Consider the following 20,709-nt stretch of genomic DNA (forward strand, 5'->3'; position numbering starts at 1 on the left):
TAAAGCGGTACAAGGAACGGGACGGCTACCCGTTAACCTTTTGTAAAAAATAATAAAAGCTATCATAGATTTATAGAGTCGAACATATCATAATAGAAACTATGAAATAACGAGGGTTGATATAGACGAAGCACTCACCTAACCCCCAAATGACATCTTATAGCGAATGGAGACGATGAATATGCTGCAAGGTTTAACTAGCGCAGGACTCGGAAAACTTGAAAGCGATTTACAGTTTATCGAACTCGCGGCCAAATATGAGTTTCAATGTGTCGATATCGATGCCAAGGGTCTTGCAGACCGTCTTGGAGTAGAAGCGGCAGCCGATCTGCTGCAATCCCATCACTTGGAGATAGGCGCAATCGGTCTCCCCGTTGAATGGAGAGGATCAGACGAACAGTTTCTCAGCGGCCTTGAAAAACTGCCGGCAGCGGCAGCGGCTGCCAAAGCCCTGGGCTGTACGCGCTGCTGTACATATATTCTGCCTGCGACAGATGCGTCCGCAGCACATTTTATGGCGCTCGCCACAACAAGGCTGCGGGCCTGCGCCAGCATTCTCGGAGCTTACGGGATCCGATTGGCGCTGGAATTTGTAGGACCGCATCATTTGCGTACCCAATGGAAGAACCCGTTCATCTGGACCGTCCAAGAGACTCTGGACTGGGTTGATGCAATTGCAGAACCGAATGTCGGGCTTCTGTATGATGCATACCATTGGTATACCAACGAGATGACAACCGCCGATATTCGATCGCTGCGTGCCGAGCAGATTGTCCATGTTCACATTAATGACGCCAAGGACATTCCTGTCCAGGACGTACTCGACAATGATCGGCTCTACCCGGGTGAAGGCGTCATCGATCTGCCGGGCTTCCTTACGGCCCTGAACGATATCGGTTATACCGGCCCGGTTACGCAAGAAATTCTGACCCCGTCTGCACCAACGGGAACACCGGAAGAGCTGGCAGCCAAATCACGCGAAGCCTTTAATAAAGTATTCGGCGCTGCCGGACTGTAGCGTGATCATGTGATTCGTACGGAATGACCGCAAGATAAGTAACATTATGTATGGCAATGAGCTGTTATCCAAGCTCGCGGTTCAGCCGCTGACGGAATGAATTCTCGTGTTCAGGGTACACTGAAACGGTAGTTTAAGTACCTTTTCGGGAGGCCGCAATATGAACGGGTTTGAGAAGGAAGAACGATCGGAAGCCACCGATCTGTCCACCGTTGAGTCACAGCGCAACGATCTGGCACCGGAGGAATTTCCGGAGGGACCCTATGGTTCCGATCTTCGCAGCGAATCCCTCGGCAAGAGCAGTCCGTGGCGCGCGGATCAACGCCCTCCGAATCGATTCGATTATGAGGATCGCAATCTGCACATGGGCATCAAGCGGGATTATCCCGGTGAAGATGAAACCATTCAAGCAGATCCGGGACAAGAAAAACCAGAGTAGAAACTGTATATACCAACCGTCATTCTGTGGACAAGACGGTTGGTTTTTGTCGTAACAGGGCTTGTATGTCCCGGCCGAAGAGCATAACCGCCTATAAAAATACATAAGATGGCATAAAAACCTCAATCGAACACCATGATGCACTGGCTCATGAGCCTTATCGCAATTTACCGAAGATACAGAGATAAGAAGGAGTGGGGGGAGCTGCTTATGCCAAACCAGAGGAAAAACGATGAATTCGTTATCTATGTTGTCACTTTATCCCATGTTACACACTACATGTCCATCGAGTTTATCGGTGGATCCTGCGGCTATATCATCGCACAAAGAGCACTTCAATCCGATCTGCTTGGCATGATCGGCAGTATCCTGGCTCCGATTGCGATTCGCCGCGTGCTGCAGTGGCAGCAGCTTAAATCCGGCAATTCTCCGCACCTGAGTCTGCGCTCGCTGTCAGGTGCAAGGGAGCTAAACCCTACATAGATCAAAGCGGCGGCACCTTGGAGAGGTGCCGCCGCTTTATACTTTCCAACTTGTATTTTTGCTACCGGACAAGGTGTTTAAATTGAACTTCTGCTCAAATGCAAGTAAAAATCAAGATCTGCCTGCAGATGAGATTTCATTAAGCGCTCAGCCTCTTCAGCATCATGAGCACGGATTGCATCCACGATCTGCTGATGCTCATCAATGAGGAACGGACGTTTATGATGCACCACCGCTCTGCGAAACAGATAAATAATGGACTGCATTCGATCAATGATAAGAACAAGCTCCGGATTGCGGCTTGACTGCACAATAATATCATGGAACATCTTGTTAGCTTCCATGGTTTCGCTGACGCTCCCGCTGCGGGCCACAGCTATGCATTCCTGCAGCTGTTCCAGCGTCGCTTCATCCATATAAAATGCCGCACAACGAGCAGCAAAACCTTCGAGCAGCATGCGCACCTGAAAAATATGGCGCAAATCCTCGTCAGACGGATTCACCACCCGCTTATTCTTGATGAGACCTTCCTGCTCCAGCTTTCGGATGGACTCACGGACAGGAGTGCGGCTTACACCCAATTCCTCCGCAAGCCGTTCCTCCACCAATTTCATGCCGCCCGGCAATTCGCCGTTCAATATTCTATCCCTGATCAGCTCATAACAATGGAGATACGCCGCTTGGAATCCTTGTTTAGACATTCATTATTCCCATCCTTCGTTTACACATAGAGCATGACTTATACACCGTCCTTAAATTATAGGGGAAAGCATGGTCCATTAAAAGCTTTCTTTCAATTTTTGTATCCACTACATTTACACTTGTATCCAATAATAATATTTTTGTATACAATTTTAAATTTATTGTGTACAATTAGTTCGAATTTTAAATATCGTTATCATCTAGGAGGAACTTACATGAATATTGGATTCATAGGTCTTGGTATCATGGGTAAACCGATGGCCGCAAACTTGTTGAACAAAGGTTACAGCCTTACCGTTTATGATCTGAATACAGAGGCCATCGATCACTTAGCGCAATTGGGGGCAAAAAATGGACAATCACCTAAAGAGGTTGCAATTGAAAGCGATGTCATTATTACGATGCTTCCAAACAACGCCATTGTGAAACATGTCATTCTTGGAGAAGACGGTATCGTTCAAGGCGCTAAAGCCGGGACGGTTGTCATCGACATGAGTTCGATCTCACCGGTTGTTGCCAAGGAGGTCGCAGAGAGCCTGCAAGACCACGGCATAGAAATGCTGGATGCCCCGGTCAGCGGCGGCGAACCCAAAGCAATCGACGGTACACTGTCCGTTATGGCCGGCGGAAATGAAAGCCTTTTTGAGAAAGTTAAGCCAGTGCTCGCTTGCATGGGCAAGGACATTACGTGGGTGGGTCCCAGCGGCAGTGGTGCAACCGCCAAGCTGGCCAATCAGATTATGGTCAATGTCAATATTGCCGCTATGTCAGAGGCGCTTGTGCTTGCTGCCAAAGCTGGCATCGATATCGAAAAAATGTATCACGCTATTCGCGGGGGGCTTGCCGGGAGCGCCGTTCTTGATGCCAAGCTTCCAATGATCATCGAACGAAATTTCAAAGCCGGTGGACGCGTTGATATCAATCTGAAAGATTTGACAAATGTCATGGAGACGGCTGAAGCATTTGATATGTCCCTCCCATTGACCGAGCATGTCCGCCATATTTTTGAAACCTTGAAGGATGAAGGCAAACAGGCAAATGATCATGCGGGCATTGTCCAATACTATGAAAAAGCAGCAAATGTGGAAGTCAAAAAAATGCCGAACTAAAAATAATATCATTGTAAAGGTGGAAAATACATGTTAACAGGACCTATGCTCATCGTAGTATTCCTTATTGCGTTAGCCTTCTTGTTCCTGCTGATTATTAAATGGAAGGTAGAGCCGTTTCTGGCTCTGACCGTCATCGCATTCGGCACCGCGATTGCCATTGGCATCCCGCTCAAGGAAGTGCCGGGCATCGTAACGTCGGGATTCGGAAACACGCTGGTCGGGGTAGGCATTCTAATCGGTCTTGGCGTCATCTTCGGCCAGTTTCTTGGCGCTTCCGGTGCAGTTGAAAAGATTGCCGGCTCGCTTCTGAAAATATTCGGCATTAAAAATTCACCGGCCGGATTGGCCATGTCAGGTACCCTTGTTTCCATTCCGGTGTTTTTCGATGCAGCCTTCGTCATCTTAAGCGGATTGCTCAAAAGCTTGGCAACTCGAACAGGCATCTCGATTGTTACATTTGTAACCGCTCTCGGCATCGGTCTCATTACTTCCCATAACATGATTGCGCCAACGCCTGGTCCGATGGTGGTTGCCGAGAATACCGGGGCTGATCTGGGCTTGTTTATCTTGTACGGTATCCTGGTGGCAATCCCCGCAACATTAGTGGGCGGTTTTATTTACGGAATGTTTATAGGAAAACGCATCCAAACCACAGAAGAGGTCGTGGTTGCCGAGGAAGCCGAGAACAAAGCTCCGCGCAAAGAAATCAGTACCTCCTTGTCTTTCGGGATGCTGGCACTGCCCATTGTGCTTATTCTGGCTAATACCATCTCCAAAATGCTGTACCCGGGAACAGCCATAGAAACCTTCTTCGGTTTTATCGGCGATAAGAACATTGCACTGTTGATCAGCGTGTTCGCGGCTGTCATTTTCCTGCGTCCTTACATCGCGGAGGATTCGGGCAAGCTTTATTCCGAAGCTATCGCGACCGGCGGTATGATTGTGCTTATTACCGGAGCGGGCGGAGCATTCGGGGCAGTCATTAACCATAGCGGCATTGGCGACTACCTGATCACAACGATGCAAAGCTGGAGCATTCCGGTGTTGATGCTGGCCTTCATATTCTCGCAGATTCTGCGCGCATCGCTGGGCTCCTCAACCGTGGCACTCGTTACGACCTCCAGTATTATGGGGCCGCTCGTTCTCGATCTGGGTGTTTCTCCTATTTTGCTCGGACTGGCCATCTGTGCGGGCGGTATCGGTTTATCGCTTCCGAACGACTCCGGCTTCTGGGTCGTGAACCGCTTCGGCAAGCTGACAGTAACCCAGACGCTGAAGGTATGGACACTCGGCGGTTTCATCGCCGGATTGACAGCGCTCGCATCGGTGTATGTATTAAGTTTGTTCAGCGGCATCTTACCAGGACTATAACGGGCACGACTATACAGATAAAGGGTGATGAGAACCTATGAATACGAAAAAGAGAATGGCAGCAGATGTGTTGGATCACCTGCCTCGCATCGATGAAACATGGGTAAGAGCCAAACTTGCGGACGAATTGGACGGATTTGACCGGAAAATCATCGTGCTGGATGATGACCCAACGGGGGTTCAAACGGTACATGGCATTTCGGTATATACCGATTGGACAGTCAACACCATGATCAAGGGATTTGAAGAGGAGCAGTCGATGTTCTTCATCCTGACCAATTCCCGCGGCCTTTTGGCAAGCGACACAAAAGCGGTGCATCGTGATATTGCCCTTCATGCGGAAGAGGCATCTCAAGCGACAAACAAGCCATATGTGATTATCAGCCGAGGTGATTCCACCCTGCGAGGCCATTACCCGCTCGAAACGGAAACACTGAAAGACACGGTGGAGGCACAATCCGGCATCTCGTTTGATGGCGAGGTTATAATCCCCTTTTTCAAGGCAGGCGGACGGTTTACGGTTGATAATGTGCATTATGTATTGTACGGTGAAGAACTGATTCCCGCCGGTGAAACGGAGTTCGCGCGCGACCGTACGTTTGGCTACACCAAATCCGACCTGGGGGAATGGGTCGAAGAGAAAACCAATGGCGTGTATACCGCCGCGAATACAACCTATATTTCACTTCAATCCCTTCGAGCCTTGGAAATCGAGACCATCGTGGATCAGCTCATGGCAGTTGAGCATTTCAACAAAGTTGTGGTCAACGCAGCCGATGATGTAGATGTCGAAGTATTCACCATTGCACTTATTCAAGCGATTAAAAAAGGGAAACATTTCATGTTCCGAAGCGCGGCTTCCTTCACCAAGGTGATCGGGGGTGTCAGCGACAAACCCTTGCTTACAAAAGAGGAGCTTATCCAAGAATCCTCCACAAGTGGCGGGCTCATCCTGGTCGGATCGCATGTCCAAAAAACGACAGAGCAGCTGGAACAATTGAAAACCGTTGATTCGATTACATTCATCGAATTTGATGTTCACCTGGTCACCGATGCGGCTGCATTCCAGTCGGAAACCGATCGTGTCATCGCTCTAGCCGAGAGTGCTATTGCTTCCGGCAAAACAGTTACGATTTATACCCGGCGCGAGCGGCTGGATTTGGGTGAAGGCAAACAGGAAGAAGAATTGAAGCAATCCATCAAAATTTCCGATGCCGTGACCAGCATCGTGGAGAGACTGCAAGCACGCCCTCGTTATATTATTGCAAAAGGCGGTATAACGTCCAGCGATATCGGCACGAAAGGTCTCCGGGTCAAACGTGCCACGGTAGCCGGACAAATCAAACCTGGCGTGCCGGTATGGATTACCGGAGATGAGAGTTTGTTTCCCGGCATGCCGTATATCATCTTTCCGGGCAATGTGGGAACACGGGATACACTAAAAGAAACAGTCGAACTGCTGGAACGGTAGAACCTGTATTTACGTTCTGCATAAACCAAGTTAAAGCCACCTCCCTAAATGGGAAGTGGCTTTGTTTGCTCTATATGAGAACCATGAACGTTGATCCAAGAAAAACTCCAACGGGCTGCGCCTATCGCTTCTGCTTGTAGAACTCGTGATACAGCTTCATCAGCGCCCTCTTCTCGATGCGTGACACATAGCTGCGTGAAATGCCAAGCTCCTTGGCAATTTCCCGCTGCGTCCGTTCCTCTCCGCCGGCTTCCAGGCCAAAGCGACCAATAACAACTTCCTTCTCGCGATCATCCAGTATATCGAGATTCCTATAGATCTTGCTCTTCTCAATCTTCAGCTGCACCGCATCCACGATATCATCCGCTTCTGTTCCGAGGATATCTATAAGTGTAATTTCGTTCCCTTCTTTGTCCGTTCCTATCGGATCGTGGAGGGATACGTCCTTGCGGGTTTTTTTAAGCGAGCGCAAATGCATCAATATCTCGTTTTCGATACATCGAGCTGCGAATGTGGCCAGCTTTGTGCCCTTGTTGGGCCGGAAACTTTCAATGGCCTTGATCAGACCGATGGTTCCGATGGATATGAGGTCTTCCAAATCCTCGCCGGTGTTATCGAATTTTTTGACGATGTGTGCGACCAGCCGAAGATTATGCTCAATCAGTTTATTGCGCGACTGAGGATCGCCTTCGGCCATTCGCTGCAGATGTTTAGCTTCCTCCTCCTCAGTCAGAGGCTGAGGAAACGCGTTGTTTTTCACGTACGAAACGAGCAGGGTCAACTCTTTAATAAACAAAGCAATTGCGGTAAACAGTCCAGGCACTTTGGGACACCTCCTGCGAAGTTACAATGCAACCGGCCCTTATCGCGCTCGGTTTCTCGGTCTTCTCATTGTATGTAGGCAGCGGCCCAGAAGTGCCTGTACGGGGGAAAGTGATAAGTAAAAAACACAAGATGCAGACATATAACGGGACATATCATTACGCATTAACCATTTATGGCTTTCATAGTCGCACCAAGCTTTAAAAACGGATCCTAGGCAATGGCGGAGGCATATCAGGGCGGTTCAACTGCTCGAATAACCAATCGTAGGAATGCCTGCCGCTGATTTGATGGGCCCCCGGGAACAGATCGGTTTGCAGCTTCTCCTCAGAGCCTTCGCGCCGGTATATTTCCCTGAGCCGATCAACTGCAGCGTTAAAACCGGCAGCGGGAAATATCGGATCATGCGTTCCAGACTCCAGAAACAAGGGCCTGGGAGCCATCAGCCCCAGCCATTCGGGCAGCTCGGCATGATTCAGAATACCGGGGATGTAATTGCACACGCAGTGGCGGATTTCCATGATACTGTCCTTGAAGGTGTTAGGATACCCAGCCAGCACAGCGGCCCGGATTCGTTCATCCAGCGCCGCGCACAGGAACGAGATCAGCCCGCCGCCCGAAAAACCCATAATGCCGATTCTGCCTGGCTGAACCTCGGAGCGCTCGGCCAGATGGCCCACTGCCTCAAGTGTCTCGGCCACGCGCAGACCGGCAACTGTCTTGCCATACATCATCAGCTGGGTAGACAACCGATGGCAGGAGTTCGGGGTATCCGGGTCCCGTGCGAGATCCGCCATAAGGCGACGTTCACCGAAACCGGCTACATCCGGGGCAATTACCACCATGCCCCGCCGCGCCAGCTCAACCGCGAAATGCCGATGGATGCCCGGTTGATCGGTATCAGTTGATCCGTCCTCCCTCAGCCCCACAATCTCCCTGCTTCCATAGCCATGTCCATGAACGGCAACGACGGCAGGCATCGGCTTTCCCTGACTGCCATCCGGAATCAATACATAGGCAGCGTAGGATACACCAGGTACGGCGGACAGCTCCACCCTTTCGCGAACATAGCCTTCACACGGCACCCGTTCAAGCAATACAGGCTTGTGGTTTACATTGATTTCGAATTCGCCAATCAATTGCCGAAGTACTTGCTTCAACAGCAGCTTCCTCTCTGACAGACTCATGGAAACCTGTCTGTCTTTCGCTTCTCTTATTGCTTCGTTATACATGTGCTCCAGCAAAGTATCTGCTTCCCACATCCCGAACCCACCTCCTTCGATTTACTCGCTGTTTCACATAAGGCGTCCCTTGCTTGGATTCATGCACATCCCTGGCCTACCGGGGGTATCAGGGCCCCATAGTGCCGGGCAGACCACGACCACCCTGATCTGCTTTGCCATCTCTTATGTTCTGTTCCTCCGCCAGGAGATCAGAGGCCGATCCTAATCTTTCGGTCATACGAACAAGCTCATCTGAAGAATTCATCAGATGAGCTTGTTTTGTCATCAAGTGTTCTAAAGGTCATGCCCTTTCGGCCTTATTTTCCTTACACTTGTTGTATCGCGGCTTGCGACAAAAATCCAATCTTCCGAAGCCAGCCCTCGCACAGGCCCGTCCATTGCGCGACACTGACGTCCGCTTCGGCCAGCCCAAGTCCATGGCGCCCCTCCGGGAAGACATGAAGCTCAAACGGGATGCGCTGCTCGCTTAGTGCCCTGGCATACATCAGGCTGTTCTCGACCGGAACCGCCCCATCATCCGCGGTATGCCACAGAAAGGCAGGCGGGGTCTCCGGTTTCACCGCCCGCTCCAGAGACAGCGCCTGCCTCTTGTCCTCCGAAGGCTCCTCACCCAGCAGATTGAACATGGAGCCCTCATGGTAGTGATCTTTAAACGATATAACCGGGTAACACAGAATCGAAGCGTTCGGCCGTGAGCTATGCCGCTCCACAGCATCTGCCGACTCCGGGTTCCCTTCATCGAAATAAGTGCTGGCAGTAGCCGCGAGATGTCCGCCGGCAGAGAACCCCAGGATCCCGATGCGGTCCGGATCGATGTTCCATTCCTCAGCATGATGTCTTACCCGACGGATCGCTCGCTGAGCATCCAGCAGCGGATGGGGGTAGCGGTAAGGGGCCACGCGGTAATGAACCACAAAGGCCGATAAGCCAATCGAATTCAGCCACATGGCAACCGGATCGCCCTCGTGGTCTGCACGTCCTCCATAACCACCGCCCGGCAGCACAAGCACGGCTCCGCGAGGCGAATCATTTTCCAAAAGATAAGGTTTCATGTACGGTGCGAATTTCTCTTCCACCGACTCATATCCGGGAATATCCTCTTCCCAAAGCTTCATTATACCCATTCCTTTCTGCCCCCTTGTCAATAGATTCACTTCCCTCCGTTCGCACCTTCCTCAGGTGCCAAGCAAATCCAGTCTGAGCGGTGTAAACGTATCCAAAAGAGCGGATGGCTCAAGGGCTTTCACCCCGTGCTCTGCTCCGCCGGGAATGACGATGGTGTCTCCCTGACGAACAAGGGTCTTCTCTCCGTTGATCTTAAATTCAATGGCACCCTTCAAACAGTAACTCATCTGCTCATGAGGATGGGCATGCAGTGCCCCTTCCGCCCCTTCTTCAAAATGAACCTCCATCATCATCAGCCCGATTCCCGGTTGAAACACCTTTCTTGTAACCCCAGGCTCCGCTTGCTCCCAAACTCCAATGGCCGCCATGTTCCTCCTCCTCTGCTAATCCATGTCTTAACTCTAAGCAATTTCTGCCTTCCGCAAGGAACAACAAGAAGAACAGCTGATGTCGATGTCCCCGCACATCCCCGCTCTTCATGAAAAGGCGTCACCCCTGCGGCTTCCTTATGAACCTGTCTACTTCTTCGCCGCTGGTCCCGCGAATTCCTATATGAACGCCAGATTATTCACCGATCCTTTTCGCATCTGCCCAAAGAGGCAGCAGCTCGGCTTCCGCATAAGGCAGATGTCGTTCCGGCAGTCCTCCAAGCTCGCGCAGGGAGTAACGAATGAGAATGGCCTGCGTTCCCGCATTCATGTCCCCTTCCACCTCACCCATACCTAACGGAACAGCCGCGGGCATGTCGGGATAATACTCTCCCGGCTTTACCTGCGCCACATTCGGAGCTGGCGGGGAGTGATCGATCTCTCTGGAGAATCCTCCATCCTCACGCTTAAGCTGTGCCATGTTGTGCAGGGTAATCTCGGTGATCTCGGCCAATGCCTTCATTGGTAGTTCCATTCTCATCGATGACAGCAGACTGATCGGATTCCGAATATAACACATATCCACTGCCCTCTCATTTCGCAGGGCATGCCGCAATGACCGGTATATCTCTGTCGTCCGCGGCAGCGGAACATGGAATCGGTTATAGAAGGTCAGCAGCTTAAAGGTCCCTGAAATTTGGACGTAGGGGGCGCCTTCTCCCCACAACCCGGTCTCCGGATCCTGCATGCTGGCGAAATAAGACAGCGCTTCTCTTAAAAAGAGCTGCCGCTGCTCCGCTGTCATCTGCATCAGATGCGGAGCAGAATTGCACAATCTGTCGCAGCCGCGCCAGCTGTTCGCCAGACTGACCGAGCGGAGCCATTCGGCATAAACCTCAGGTGAATCGCAGTATTCCGGCGCCATATTGCGATGGCCCGGCAGCGGGTGCAAGGGGGCAGCTCCCAACTTGCCAAGAGCCCCCAGACTATAACCGAGTGCACGGCCGACCATCACATCGTCCCTTCTCATCCGGGGATCAGCATCATAGAAAAAACCCGTTACCGGGTCCTGCTTCGCTTGAAAAAAACGGACGATTCGAGCTCTCCTCTCTGCGCTCAGCAAGCTGCCTGCTCCGCAGCACTCGATGATATTCAGCGCTTGGGCCGTCGATTCGATATCGGGCGTAAACGCCTCTCCCTCCCTGGAGCTGCGTGCATAATAGAAACCGCCGCTCACTTCATCATACTGAAGCGCAAGCCACTCGAAGAAACCTTCAAACAGCCCGTCACCACGTTCAATAATGTCTTCTAAATAGGATTGCATTCAAAGCCCCCCTTTCAGCTGCTTAGGACGTTATACGAAAAATTCCGGAAGATTACCTTGCCTTTACCAACGGCATCCAATCCGATGCGAAGGCTCTGAAATCCGCCAAACGTGTTGTGATGAAACCCTGAGACGTCCACCACCTTGTCGTACCGCACCCATTCCAACCCATCGAAGCTGTAATAGAATGAGACGATATGCGCATCGTTTACCAAACGCAAAAATGCCCTGCGCTGATCATTCGGCATCGTGCCGTATCCCTTGAAGGACCGGAAATGCCGGACTCCGTGCTCGTTGACTCCCATGCCGAGATATGCCGCATCATTATAATAGAGCAGCAGACGACCTTCTGCAGGTCCCTCCACAACGACCTCCACCTCTGCCGAATAACGCTTACTGCCCGCCATATAGAGCAGCGGAGAAGCTGTGGCTTCCTCCGCTGCCGCTTCAGCAACCAGCTCATGATTCCCCGAACGGAACCGGACCGCAGGCTCCACACCCTCGCATTGCCAGTGCAGGCCCAGTTCAGAATCGTCAAAGGTATCAAGAAACGACGCTGCCTCATCTGCTGGAATCGCACCTTCCACACCATCCGGATGATCGATCCCTTGACGGCTTCCCGCAGCACGAAACCACCCGTCCGGGGTCCACTCGACCGGCTCAAGCAGGGTCTGCCTGCCAAGCGAATGAAATCCGTTGGCATAGGCATGGTATACCATCCACCACTGACCGTCCGGAGAATCTATCAATGATACATGTCCTTTGGACCACCATGACTCACTCCTGGATTCCGTGTGAACTATCGGGTTGTACGGAGAATGCTCCCACGGGCCCGAAGGCGTTCTGGATCTTGACGATACGGCCATATGGCTTGTAGGCGGACCAGCCGTCCCGCCTACAGCCACCGTCAAATAATAATAGTCATCGTGAAGGGTGATCTTCGGTCCTTCCAAACTGTATGCCTCCACTACCCAGTCATCCGGATATCGCCAGCCGTCATACACGTGTCTGATTTCACCGGCAATCGCTAATCCATCCGCTGTCAGCTCTACACAATCACCTCCGGACATATGCAGATAACGCTTTCCGTCCGGTCCTACCGTATGCCCTGGATCAATTCCCTTGATGCCCAAATTGATCGGTTTGCTCCATGGCCCTGCCGGACTGGGCGCCGTTACAACCCAGTTCGTTCTCCCCGCCGGATAATAGATATAGTACACCCCGTTATGCTCCACAAAATCCGGCGCCCACACGTCCCCCTCATAACGGGGGAGCGCAGCCCCAACCCTGCTCCAGTTCAGCAAATCGCGCGAATGCCAGATAATAAGCCCGGGCGTCAGCTTATAGGATGAATGCGTCATATAATAATCCGCGCCTACCCGGATGACCGAGGGGTCGGCATAATTCCCGGCAATAACAGGCGCATACTGTCTCTTTTCCATTAGCGATCCACAGCTCCTCTCTACCCCTTGATTGAACCCAGCAGCGCACCTTTCGCAAAATGCTTCTGCAGGAACGGATATACACACAGGATCGGCAGCGTCGCAATGACAATGACCGCCATCTTCACCGTCTGCTCCGGCGGACGGACAAATTCGTCCATACCGGACGTGTCCGCTGCCAATCCGCTGGCCAGAATGACAATCTGCCGCAGGATGACCTGGACAGGCCATTTGGCCGCATCATTCAGATACAGAATCGCCGACATATAGGTGTTCCAGTAGGTTACCGCATAGAAAAGCGATATCGTTGCAATGGCCGGCATCGACAGAGGGATGACAATCCGGAACAGAATGCCCCAATCGCCTGCGCCGTCGATCTTTGCGGATTCCTCCAATCCCTCAGGCAGGTTCTGGAAGAAGTTTCGCATGATAATGAGATTGAAGGCGTTGATGGCCGTCGGGACAATCAGCGCTGCATAGGTATCGATCAGGCCCATCTCCTTCACAACGAGGAACGTGGGAATCATACCGCCGCTGAAGAGCATCGTGAACAATACCATGAACATTATGAAGTTTCGGCCGTCCAGATCCCTCCGCGACAGTCCGTATGCCATCAGGCAGGTTAACAGCATGCTGAACAAGGTGCCGAAGAAGGTTACCCCCACGGAAACGCCAAGCGAGCGAAAAACGGTATTGGTTGAAAATACATATTTATAGGCATCCAGGGACCATACGGTCGGAAACAGGACAAACTGCTTCTGCGCCAGCTCCGTCACCGTTGTGAAGGATCCGGCGATGACATGAAGGAAAGGCAGAATCGTAACCAGGCCAATGATCGACAGCAGCGTATAGTTCACGATATCGAAGATTCGGCTCGAAATCGTTTTATCTTGTACCATAGCGGTCCACCTTTCTGTTATTTAATAGATGCCTTCTTCTCCGGCTTTTTTCGCCAGCTTGTTGGCCAGCATCACCAAGATCAGACCGATCAGTGATTTGAAGAACCCGACGGCTGTACTGAAGCTGAATTGTCCTTGCTTGAGACCCGCAGTGTATACATACGTATCGAATATCTCCGCCACATCCCGGTTCATCGAGTTTAAGAGGAGATAAATATGTTCGAATCCAAGTTCCAGCACATCCCCGATTTTCAGAATCAACAGTACAACGATCACGCTGCGAATGGAGGGGAGCGTAATATGCCACATTTGCCGAAAACGGCTTGCCCCGTCCATTCGGGACGCTTCGTATAAACCGGGATCAATCGCGGCCATGGCGGCCAAATAAATGATGGTCCCCCAGCCCGCTTCCCGCCAGATGACCTGCATGACATACATTGGCCTGAACCAATCGCTGCTCATGAGAAAATTGATTTTGTCGAATCCGGCCATAACCATTAACTCATTAATGATTCCGCGGTCCATCGAGAGCATCACAAACGAAATGGATACGATGATGACCCAAGACATGAAGTGGGGAATGTATACCAGCGTCTGGATAAAACGTTTAAACACCTCGCGCCGCACCTCATTCAGCATCAAGGCTAGAATAATCGGCACAGGAAAATAGAACGCCAGGTTCAAGAAAAACAGCAGCAGTGTGTTGCCAAGGATCGTGAAGAACATCGGCTCGGTAAACAGCCGTTCGAAATGCTTGAGTCCAACCCAGGGGCTGCCCGTAACGCCAAGATAAGCCTGATAATCCTGGAAAGCTATGATCAATCCCGACATCGGGATATATTTAAAGATCAGAAAGTATAAAAACCCCGGAAGAATCATGAGGTAGATCGCCCGGTTTTTTATGATTCTTCTCATTCGGCCAGACTCCGGTATTTTGGGGGTGCTTTTGCGCATCCCGGCCTTCACTGCGGTTTCGCTCATGATCTAAAGACTTCCTTTCTGCCCCGAACCCCCGGGGGGACTGCAGAGCATCGCAGTCCCCCGATTCCTCGGGATGCTGGCCTGTTCATTATTTGGAGGATGAGTAGGAAACATTGAATTCATCTATAATTTGTTGACCGCCGCTCTTCAGCCAGTTATCTACGACGGACTGAAATCCGGCCTCATCGATATCGCCAAGCATGTAGCGATACGTACCGTCCTTAATCATCTCCTGCAGCTGTACGCCTTTTTCGTTAAACGTCTTGGAATCGAGCGCGGCCGACGGGTCCTCAATCAGATAATCATTGTTCTCCGTAATCATCTCTTCGGATTTTGCTTTGACAGGGAGCATATGCTTCGGTTCATAAAATCCTTCGATTGTTAAAGGCCCGCCGACCTGGATCGCTTGATAGGGCTTCACTTCACGATCCGTCAGCTTGGTGTCCTCCGAAGGAATGACCTTGCCGTCCTCCAGCTTGTGATGCGTGCCTTCAACCCCCCAATAGATCAGGTTGCCAAGTTCTGGACTCATCAGTTGATCCATAAATGTAAGGACATTGTTCAGATCCTCTTCTGTTTTAATGGCGGTTTTCGGGAAGAGAATAACCGAGCCATAGCCGGGCACAGACCAGATGCCATAGCCGTTCGGTCCGCCTTCGATTTTATTCTGGACGTCGAGCTCTGCATCCGGGTTCACTTCCACGACCTTCGGATGCAAGCTGGATACATCCCCCATCGCTCCGATGTAAACACCGGACTTGCCAGTGATGAACAGATTTTGCTGATCGGTTTTGCTGGTGACCGGAAAATCCTGATTAATCAGGCCTTCCTGGTGAAGCTTCTTGAAGAAATTCATCGTCTCCATATACTCAGGAAACATGAATTCGGGTGCCAGCTTGCCGTCCTTCTCGCCCCAGTTGTTAGGTGTACCGAGCCAGGAGCTTATCGTCTTGAAGGCACCATAGACCAAATCGTTTCGATCCGTCAGCGGGATGGTATCATCTTTGCCGTTGCCGTCAGGATCGTTCTCCTTGAACTGCTTCAGCATGTTGTAGAATTCGTCGATATGAGTTGGAGCGCTGAGCCCAAGCTTGTCGGCCCAATCCTTGCGGTAAATGATGCCTTGGCGCGACAAGGGCACTTCACGGTAAAGTGCATAAATTTTGCCGTCCACCGCCGTGTTCTTTAACACCTCCGGTTTCAGCCGACTGAGGTTCGGGTACTGATCCAGCAGCGGGCCGATTTCCCAGAATTGACCGTTGCGGATCGCATCACGCATATTCACCAGCGAAGCTGCATTCTTTAGATATGTCACTTGCGGCAGCGTTCCTGTGGCAAAGGATGCATTAACCTTTTCGTCATATGTACCGTCCGGTACCCACTGAATCTCCAGCTTGGTGCCCGTTTTCTCTTCCAGCAGCTTCTCAATCATATCGGAGGGAACTTCAGGGGTATGGAGGTTGGCCATGATCGAGATGGCTACCGGTTCGCTCTTATTCTCCCCTTGCGCTGCACTGCCATTGGAAGTGCCGGTTGCCGCAGGCGCGGAGCTGCCGCCGCCACAACCCGCCACCACCGATAAAGCGGTTACAATTGCCAGGATGGAACTGGCTTTTTTCTTCTTCATCTTCTGACCTCCGTATTAAAATTTGAATGGGCCTGGCAAATAACAGCTTAGATTAGGGCGCTCCGTTACGTATATAATCCCAAGATTGGATGTAGCGATTTCGGGCTCGCCTCATATGTGGAACCACCTAAATCAAATCTAATGATTATGCTGCCACTGTCATGGCACTCGCGCGCCAAGTCAAAAAAACCGCCAGGGAACGTGCTCCCCAGCGGTTTACTCATGCAGATACGCCCCAACCGTCCTTCGGTAAGACGCATTATATTCCTCGATAATTTGCCTGCCCCCATCTTCAAGCCAGCGATCAATCTCGGCTTCATATCCCTTCTCATCCATCATGCCGAGCATGAATTGATATGCGGCGTCCCGCATATGCTCATTCAATCTGACTCCGATCTCATTGTACAGCGGAGATTCCAGCGGGCCGGTCGGATCATAGATCAGGAAGCTTTCATTATCATAAATCAGCTGCTCTGCCTTATCCTTGACCTTATTCGCGTTAACCGGCTGCAGCATGCCCGGTATGGTGCTGAATCCTCCGACCATCAGGGCCTGGTAAGGCTTTACGTCCTTTTCCTTAAGCTCAAAAGCATCCACCGCCATGGCTTTGCCGTTCTGAACGGTGTAATGGGTTCCTTCGATTCCCCAATAAATCAGATTCGCAAGCTCGGGACTCATTAACGCATCATAGAAGGAGAGGATTTTCTTCAATTCCTCCTCCGTTGCAATGGCGGACTTCGGAAACAAGATCACCGTCCCATATCCCTCCGAGGCCCATATGCCGTACCCTTCCGGTCCGAGCACCCGATTATGCACATCCAGCTCTGCTGCTGGATCATGGGCAAGAAGCCTGGATTCCAAAGACAGCACGTCCCCCATCGCTCCGATATATACGCCGGCTTTTCCCGTAACAAACAGCTCCTGCTGATCCGTTTTACTGGTAATCGGAAAATCCTCGTTCATAAGTCCTTCACTATGGAGCTTGCGGAAGAACTTCATGGTCTCCATATAATTCGGGAACACAAACTCGGGCTGCAATGAATCATCGTACCATCCCCAATTATTCGGCGTTCCGTAATAGGAGCTGATGGTCTTAAATGCCCCGTAGATCAGATCATTCCGATCCGCCAAACCCATGGTATCATCAACGCCATTGTTGTCAGGGTCATTGTATGTAAACCCTTTCAGCATTTCGTACAGCTCATCCAGCGTTTCCGGTGCCGAAAGCCCAAGTCGGTCTGCCCAATCCTTACGGTAAATGATGCCTTGACGGGCTAAAGCGCGCTCCTGATACAGGCTGTACAGTTTACCGTCAATGGAGGTATTGTTCAGAACCTCCGGTTTCAGGTTCTTTAGATTCGGATAGTCCGCAAGCAGCGGTCCGATCTCCCAGAAGAGCCCGCTCCGAATCTCATCTCTGAAATAGGACAAGGATGCGGCATTTTTTAAATACAGCGCCTGCGGCAGCGTCCCTGTTGCAAGCGAAGCATATACCTTCTGGTCATAACTGCCGTCCGGAACCCACTGAATGTCCAGCTGAGTGCCCGTTCGTTCCTCAAGCCATTTCTCAATCCAGTCGGATGGAACCTGTGCGGTGTGCAGGTTGGCCATAATAGAGATGCTGGTTAATCGACCAGAAGACGTACTTCCGTCATCCTCGCCTGAGGATCTGGCCATGCTGAGGCAAGCAGCAGAGACAATAAGGACAGCCAGCGTAAGAAATACATAGTTTGACAGACGGGTCATCACTTCCGTTCTACCTCCGTTCCCACCATGCTTCTTGCAATTCCCATATGAATGGGATGATCATACCATATGTACATCTTTTTACATGATAAGCCCATGATGATCAAATACAGTGATTATTCATTTCGAAATGATTATTGAATGAAACCAGGGTTGCCCATACAATGATTATACACTTTGTAAAATGGGAAGGTGTAACCTATTGCATCCAAAAAGTAGCTTTTATTCTAAAATGGTCCTGTTCGGCTGTGTCATCAGCATCCTCCCTCTTGCAGCCCTCGGCTTCTTCTCGTTCATGAAATCATCAACCTCTGTGCAAAACCATGTAAACGGCAGCAATATTCAGATTATGAATCAAACGAACAGCAATCTGGAGCAGGTGCTGCGGACGGTGGACTATACACTTAATTACGTGATTAATTCCAACATTCTGCAAAGTGCGCTGTATCGGCCGCTGTCCTACTATGACTTTCAATTGTATAACAAGCTGAGAGAAGAAATGAGCCTGCTGCAGTCTCCTGAAACTAAAGTAACGGATGTCATTCTCGCGAATACAACCACGAACTGGCTGATCAACAATCGGGGCATGTACCCATTTAATGAATACGCTTCCAAAAATACACTCTTGACACTGATGGAGCTTCAGGGGAATTCCAACTGGGTGATGCTGGATACGGAATCCCTTGGCTCCAGCGATACGCTCAGTTATGCCTGCCCTTACACTATTGCGCTTGTTAAGAAAATGCCGCTCTCCGCCTCCATCGCCCGGGGAGTCGCACTTGCCACCATTCCGAGCTGCAGTCTCGCCGCGATGATGGACAGCCCTTCCGATTCCCGTGAGGTGATGGTACTGGACCATGACTACCGGATTATCGTGCATCCCGAGCAAGCGAAGCTTGGTCAGTACCTGACGGATAACGGGTATGCGAAGGAGGCGCTGAACCATTTTGACAGCAAGTCGGGGCAATTCGAAACGAAGATACATAACAAGCCGGTGTCGGTTACCTATGCACGGTCCGATTTTAACGGCTGGCTGTATGCCTCCTTCACCGAAATGTCCGCCATTACCAAGGAGTCCCGCTCCATCGGCTGGTTTACGCTGTATATCTGCCTGCTGATGATCGGCCTTAGCGTTCTGCTGGTATGGGTAGGTACCCGCAAGATGTATACACCCATCCGCCGCATCTTCCAACATATCGTAGAGCGCCTGCCGGAAATTCAAGCGAATAAAAAGAGCGAGCTGCAAGTCATCGATGAACATATCCGTGATATGTTCAATTCGAACACCAAGCTCCGCAGCGAGCTGCGGCAGACCAGCCAGCAGCTGCGCACCTTTTTCCTCCATAAACTGTTCCTCGGCAAAATCAGTCCCCAGGAAGTGATGGAACAAATCGAATTGTTCGGCTTCGAGGAGCAAGTATCCGCTTGGGAGCACCTGGCGGTGTTTACCCTTCAGATCGACATGCTGGATGAAACGCGTTATGAACGCAAGGATTCCGATCTGCTGCTGTTTGCCATCAACAATATTATTGAGGAGATGATCCCCTCCGCCCATCGGCTGCCGTCCGTCATTATTGACCTAACGCAGGTTACACTGATCGGACGGGGCGGGATTTCCCTGGAGGAATTCAATAATGATCTCTATACGTTATCTGAAGAGATCCAGAAAACGACCCGCCATGTCCTGGATCTTGAAGTCAGCATCGGCATCAGTTTGCCATATGAGAGCTTATCCAAAACATCACGCGCGTATCAGGAAGGGCTCGAAGCGCTCAAGCACCGCATCAAGCTCGGCACCGGCGTCATCATTCCCTATTTCAGTCTCAACTCCGGCAAGCATACGCGGGTCTATTTCTATCCGATGCAGCTTGAGAACGAGCTGATTGATGCCATTAAGCTGGCTGACGAGGAACGGGCCATCGAGCTGCTGAAGCAGTGGCTTGATGAAGTGTTTCGCAAGGATCGCACGCCCCATGATTACCAAATCTCGCTCATCCGGCTGTTGAATGATCTGATGATTGTGATGCAAGAGAACGGGATCATGCTGGAGCAGCTTGATATCCGGGACAGCTCCCTGGTGGAGGAGCTCCTTCGGCTCTATACTAACCCCGATATCGAGAGCTGGTTCAAATCCCGTATTATCCGGCCGATGGTGAGTGTATTCCGGGATCGCCAAGACTCCCAATATCAGAATCTGTCGGAGCAGATGATTGAGATGATCCGCAATGAATTTGACCGCAATATTACGCTTGAGGAATGCGCGTCACGCCTGCACTACAACAATTTCTATCTAAGCAGTGTATTTAAAAAAGAAACCAACATGTCCTTCAGTGAATACCTGTCCCAATACCGCTTCAAAATGTCCAAGAAGTGGCTTGTCGAAACAGATATGCCGATTAAGGATATCGCCGAGAAGCTGAGTTACAACAATTCGCAAAATTTTATCCGCTCCTTCCGCAAGCTGGAGGGAATGACGCCCGGACAATATCGCAGCAAGTACAGAGCCGCGCCTTAAACCGTAGCAATACCGCATCA

General features: G+C 51.0%; 18 protein-coding genes. 7 read left to right on the forward strand and 11 right to left on the reverse strand.

Annotated elements, in window-relative coordinates; translation table 11 throughout:
* Window positions 1-181 precede the first annotated feature (181 nt).
* The 3 genes from B9D94_RS21020 to B9D94_RS21030 all read left to right on the forward strand — a co-directional run bounded on the left by B9D94_RS21020 (window position 182) and on the right by B9D94_RS21030 (window position 1,940).
* Complete coding sequence (locus B9D94_RS21020; protein WP_076152266.1) at window positions 182-1,018, forward strand: sugar phosphate isomerase/epimerase family protein; 837 nt, start codon at window positions 182-184, stop codon at window positions 1,016-1,018.
* Between the two features lie 160 nt (window positions 1,019-1,178).
* Complete coding sequence (locus B9D94_RS21025) at window positions 1,179-1,457, forward strand: hypothetical protein (RefSeq protein WP_006208959.1); 279 nt, start codon at window positions 1,179-1,181, stop codon at window positions 1,455-1,457.
* 210 nt (window positions 1,458-1,667) lie between these two features.
* Complete coding sequence (locus tag B9D94_RS21030; RefSeq protein WP_076152267.1) at window positions 1,668-1,940, forward strand: hypothetical protein; 273 nt, start codon at window positions 1,668-1,670, stop codon at window positions 1,938-1,940.
* 77 nt (window positions 1,941-2,017) lie between these two features.
* On the opposite strand, the gene B9D94_RS21035 is transcribed toward B9D94_RS21030, so the two are convergent.
* Complete coding sequence (locus B9D94_RS21035; RefSeq protein WP_006208957.1) at window positions 2,018-2,641, reverse strand: GntR family transcriptional regulator; 624 nt, start codon at window positions 2,639-2,641, stop codon at window positions 2,018-2,020.
* A 216-nt stretch (window positions 2,642-2,857) separates the two neighbouring features.
* Between B9D94_RS21035 and garR the strand changes: the two genes are divergently transcribed.
* Genes garR through B9D94_RS21050 form a run of 3 tightly spaced genes read left to right on the forward strand, consistent with a single transcriptional unit; the run spans window position 2,858 to window position 6,596 of the window.
* The gene (gene garR, locus B9D94_RS21040; protein ID WP_148247919.1) at window positions 2,858-3,751 is read left to right on the forward strand and encodes a 2-hydroxy-3-oxopropionate reductase; all 894 of its coding nucleotides are present in this window, start codon (window positions 2,858-2,860) and stop codon (window positions 3,749-3,751) included.
* Between the two features lie 30 nt (window positions 3,752-3,781).
* Window positions 3,782-5,125 carry a GntP family permease gene (locus B9D94_RS21045; RefSeq protein ID WP_036644544.1) on the forward strand — a complete coding sequence of 448 codons (1,344 nt, stop codon included), beginning with the start codon at window positions 3,782-3,784 and terminating at the stop codon, window positions 5,123-5,125.
* A gap of 37 nt (window positions 5,126-5,162) precedes the next feature.
* On the forward strand, window positions 5,163-6,596 hold the full coding sequence (locus B9D94_RS21050; RefSeq protein ID WP_148247921.1) for a four-carbon acid sugar kinase family protein: 1,434 nt from the start codon (window positions 5,163-5,165) through the stop codon (window positions 6,594-6,596).
* Window positions 6,597-6,717: 121 nt separating this feature from the next.
* Here the strand turns inward: B9D94_RS21050 and sigK are convergent, their stop codons facing one another.
* The 10 genes from sigK to B9D94_RS21100 all read right to left on the reverse strand — a co-directional run bounded on the left by sigK (window position 6,718) and on the right by B9D94_RS21100 (window position 18,174).
* A complete protein-coding gene (sigK, locus tag B9D94_RS21055) occupies window positions 6,718-7,419 on the reverse strand; it encodes an RNA polymerase sporulation sigma factor SigK (RefSeq protein ID WP_006208952.1) in 702 nt (233 codons plus the stop codon).
* Between the two features lie 199 nt (window positions 7,420-7,618).
* A complete protein-coding gene (locus B9D94_RS21060) occupies window positions 7,619-8,680 on the reverse strand; it encodes a dienelactone hydrolase family protein (protein WP_148247923.1) in 1,062 nt (353 codons plus the stop codon).
* Between the two features lie 287 nt (window positions 8,681-8,967).
* The gene (locus tag B9D94_RS21065) at window positions 8,968-9,777 is read right to left on the reverse strand and encodes an alpha/beta hydrolase (RefSeq protein WP_148248833.1); all 810 of its coding nucleotides are present in this window, start codon (window positions 9,775-9,777) and stop codon (window positions 8,968-8,970) included.
* Window positions 9,778-9,837: 60 nt separating this feature from the next.
* Window positions 9,838-10,155, reverse strand: coding sequence for a cupin domain-containing protein (locus tag B9D94_RS21070; protein WP_006208949.1), 318 nt, complete (start codon window positions 10,153-10,155; stop codon window positions 9,838-9,840).
* Between the two features lie 196 nt (window positions 10,156-10,351).
* A complete protein-coding gene (locus tag B9D94_RS21075; RefSeq protein ID WP_148247925.1) occupies window positions 10,352-11,479 on the reverse strand; it encodes a hypothetical protein in 1,128 nt (375 codons plus the stop codon).
* A gap of 14 nt (window positions 11,480-11,493) precedes the next feature.
* On the reverse strand, window positions 11,494-12,921 hold the full coding sequence (locus B9D94_RS21080; protein WP_148247926.1) for a family 43 glycosylhydrolase: 1,428 nt from the start codon (window positions 12,919-12,921) through the stop codon (window positions 11,494-11,496).
* A gap of 20 nt (window positions 12,922-12,941) precedes the next feature.
* Complete coding sequence (locus B9D94_RS21085) at window positions 12,942-13,820, reverse strand: carbohydrate ABC transporter permease (RefSeq protein WP_006208946.1); 879 nt, start codon at window positions 13,818-13,820, stop codon at window positions 12,942-12,944.
* 21 nt (window positions 13,821-13,841) lie between these two features.
* The gene (locus B9D94_RS21090) at window positions 13,842-14,774 is read right to left on the reverse strand and encodes an ABC transporter permease (RefSeq protein ID WP_063479772.1); all 933 of its coding nucleotides are present in this window, start codon (window positions 14,772-14,774) and stop codon (window positions 13,842-13,844) included.
* Between the two features lie 115 nt (window positions 14,775-14,889).
* Window positions 14,890-16,428, reverse strand: coding sequence for an extracellular solute-binding protein (locus tag B9D94_RS21095; RefSeq protein WP_063478910.1), 1,539 nt, complete (start codon window positions 16,426-16,428; stop codon window positions 14,890-14,892).
* Between the two features lie 216 nt (window positions 16,429-16,644).
* On the reverse strand, window positions 16,645-18,174 hold the full coding sequence (locus B9D94_RS21100; RefSeq protein WP_148248834.1) for an extracellular solute-binding protein: 1,530 nt from the start codon (window positions 18,172-18,174) through the stop codon (window positions 16,645-16,647).
* A 202-nt stretch (window positions 18,175-18,376) separates the two neighbouring features.
* On the opposite strand from B9D94_RS21100, the gene B9D94_RS21105 reads away from it, so the two are divergent.
* The gene (locus B9D94_RS21105; RefSeq protein WP_172963977.1) at window positions 18,377-20,689 is read left to right on the forward strand and encodes a helix-turn-helix domain-containing protein; all 2,313 of its coding nucleotides are present in this window, start codon (window positions 18,377-18,379) and stop codon (window positions 20,687-20,689) included.
* Window positions 20,690-20,709: the final 20 nt, after the last annotated feature.

Origin of the sequence: Paenibacillus sp. Cedars (assembly GCF_003184205.1) — a bacterium.
In the GTDB taxonomy this organism is placed as follows: Bacteria; Bacillota; Bacilli; order Paenibacillales; family Paenibacillaceae; genus Paenibacillus_AQ; species Paenibacillus_AQ glucanolyticus.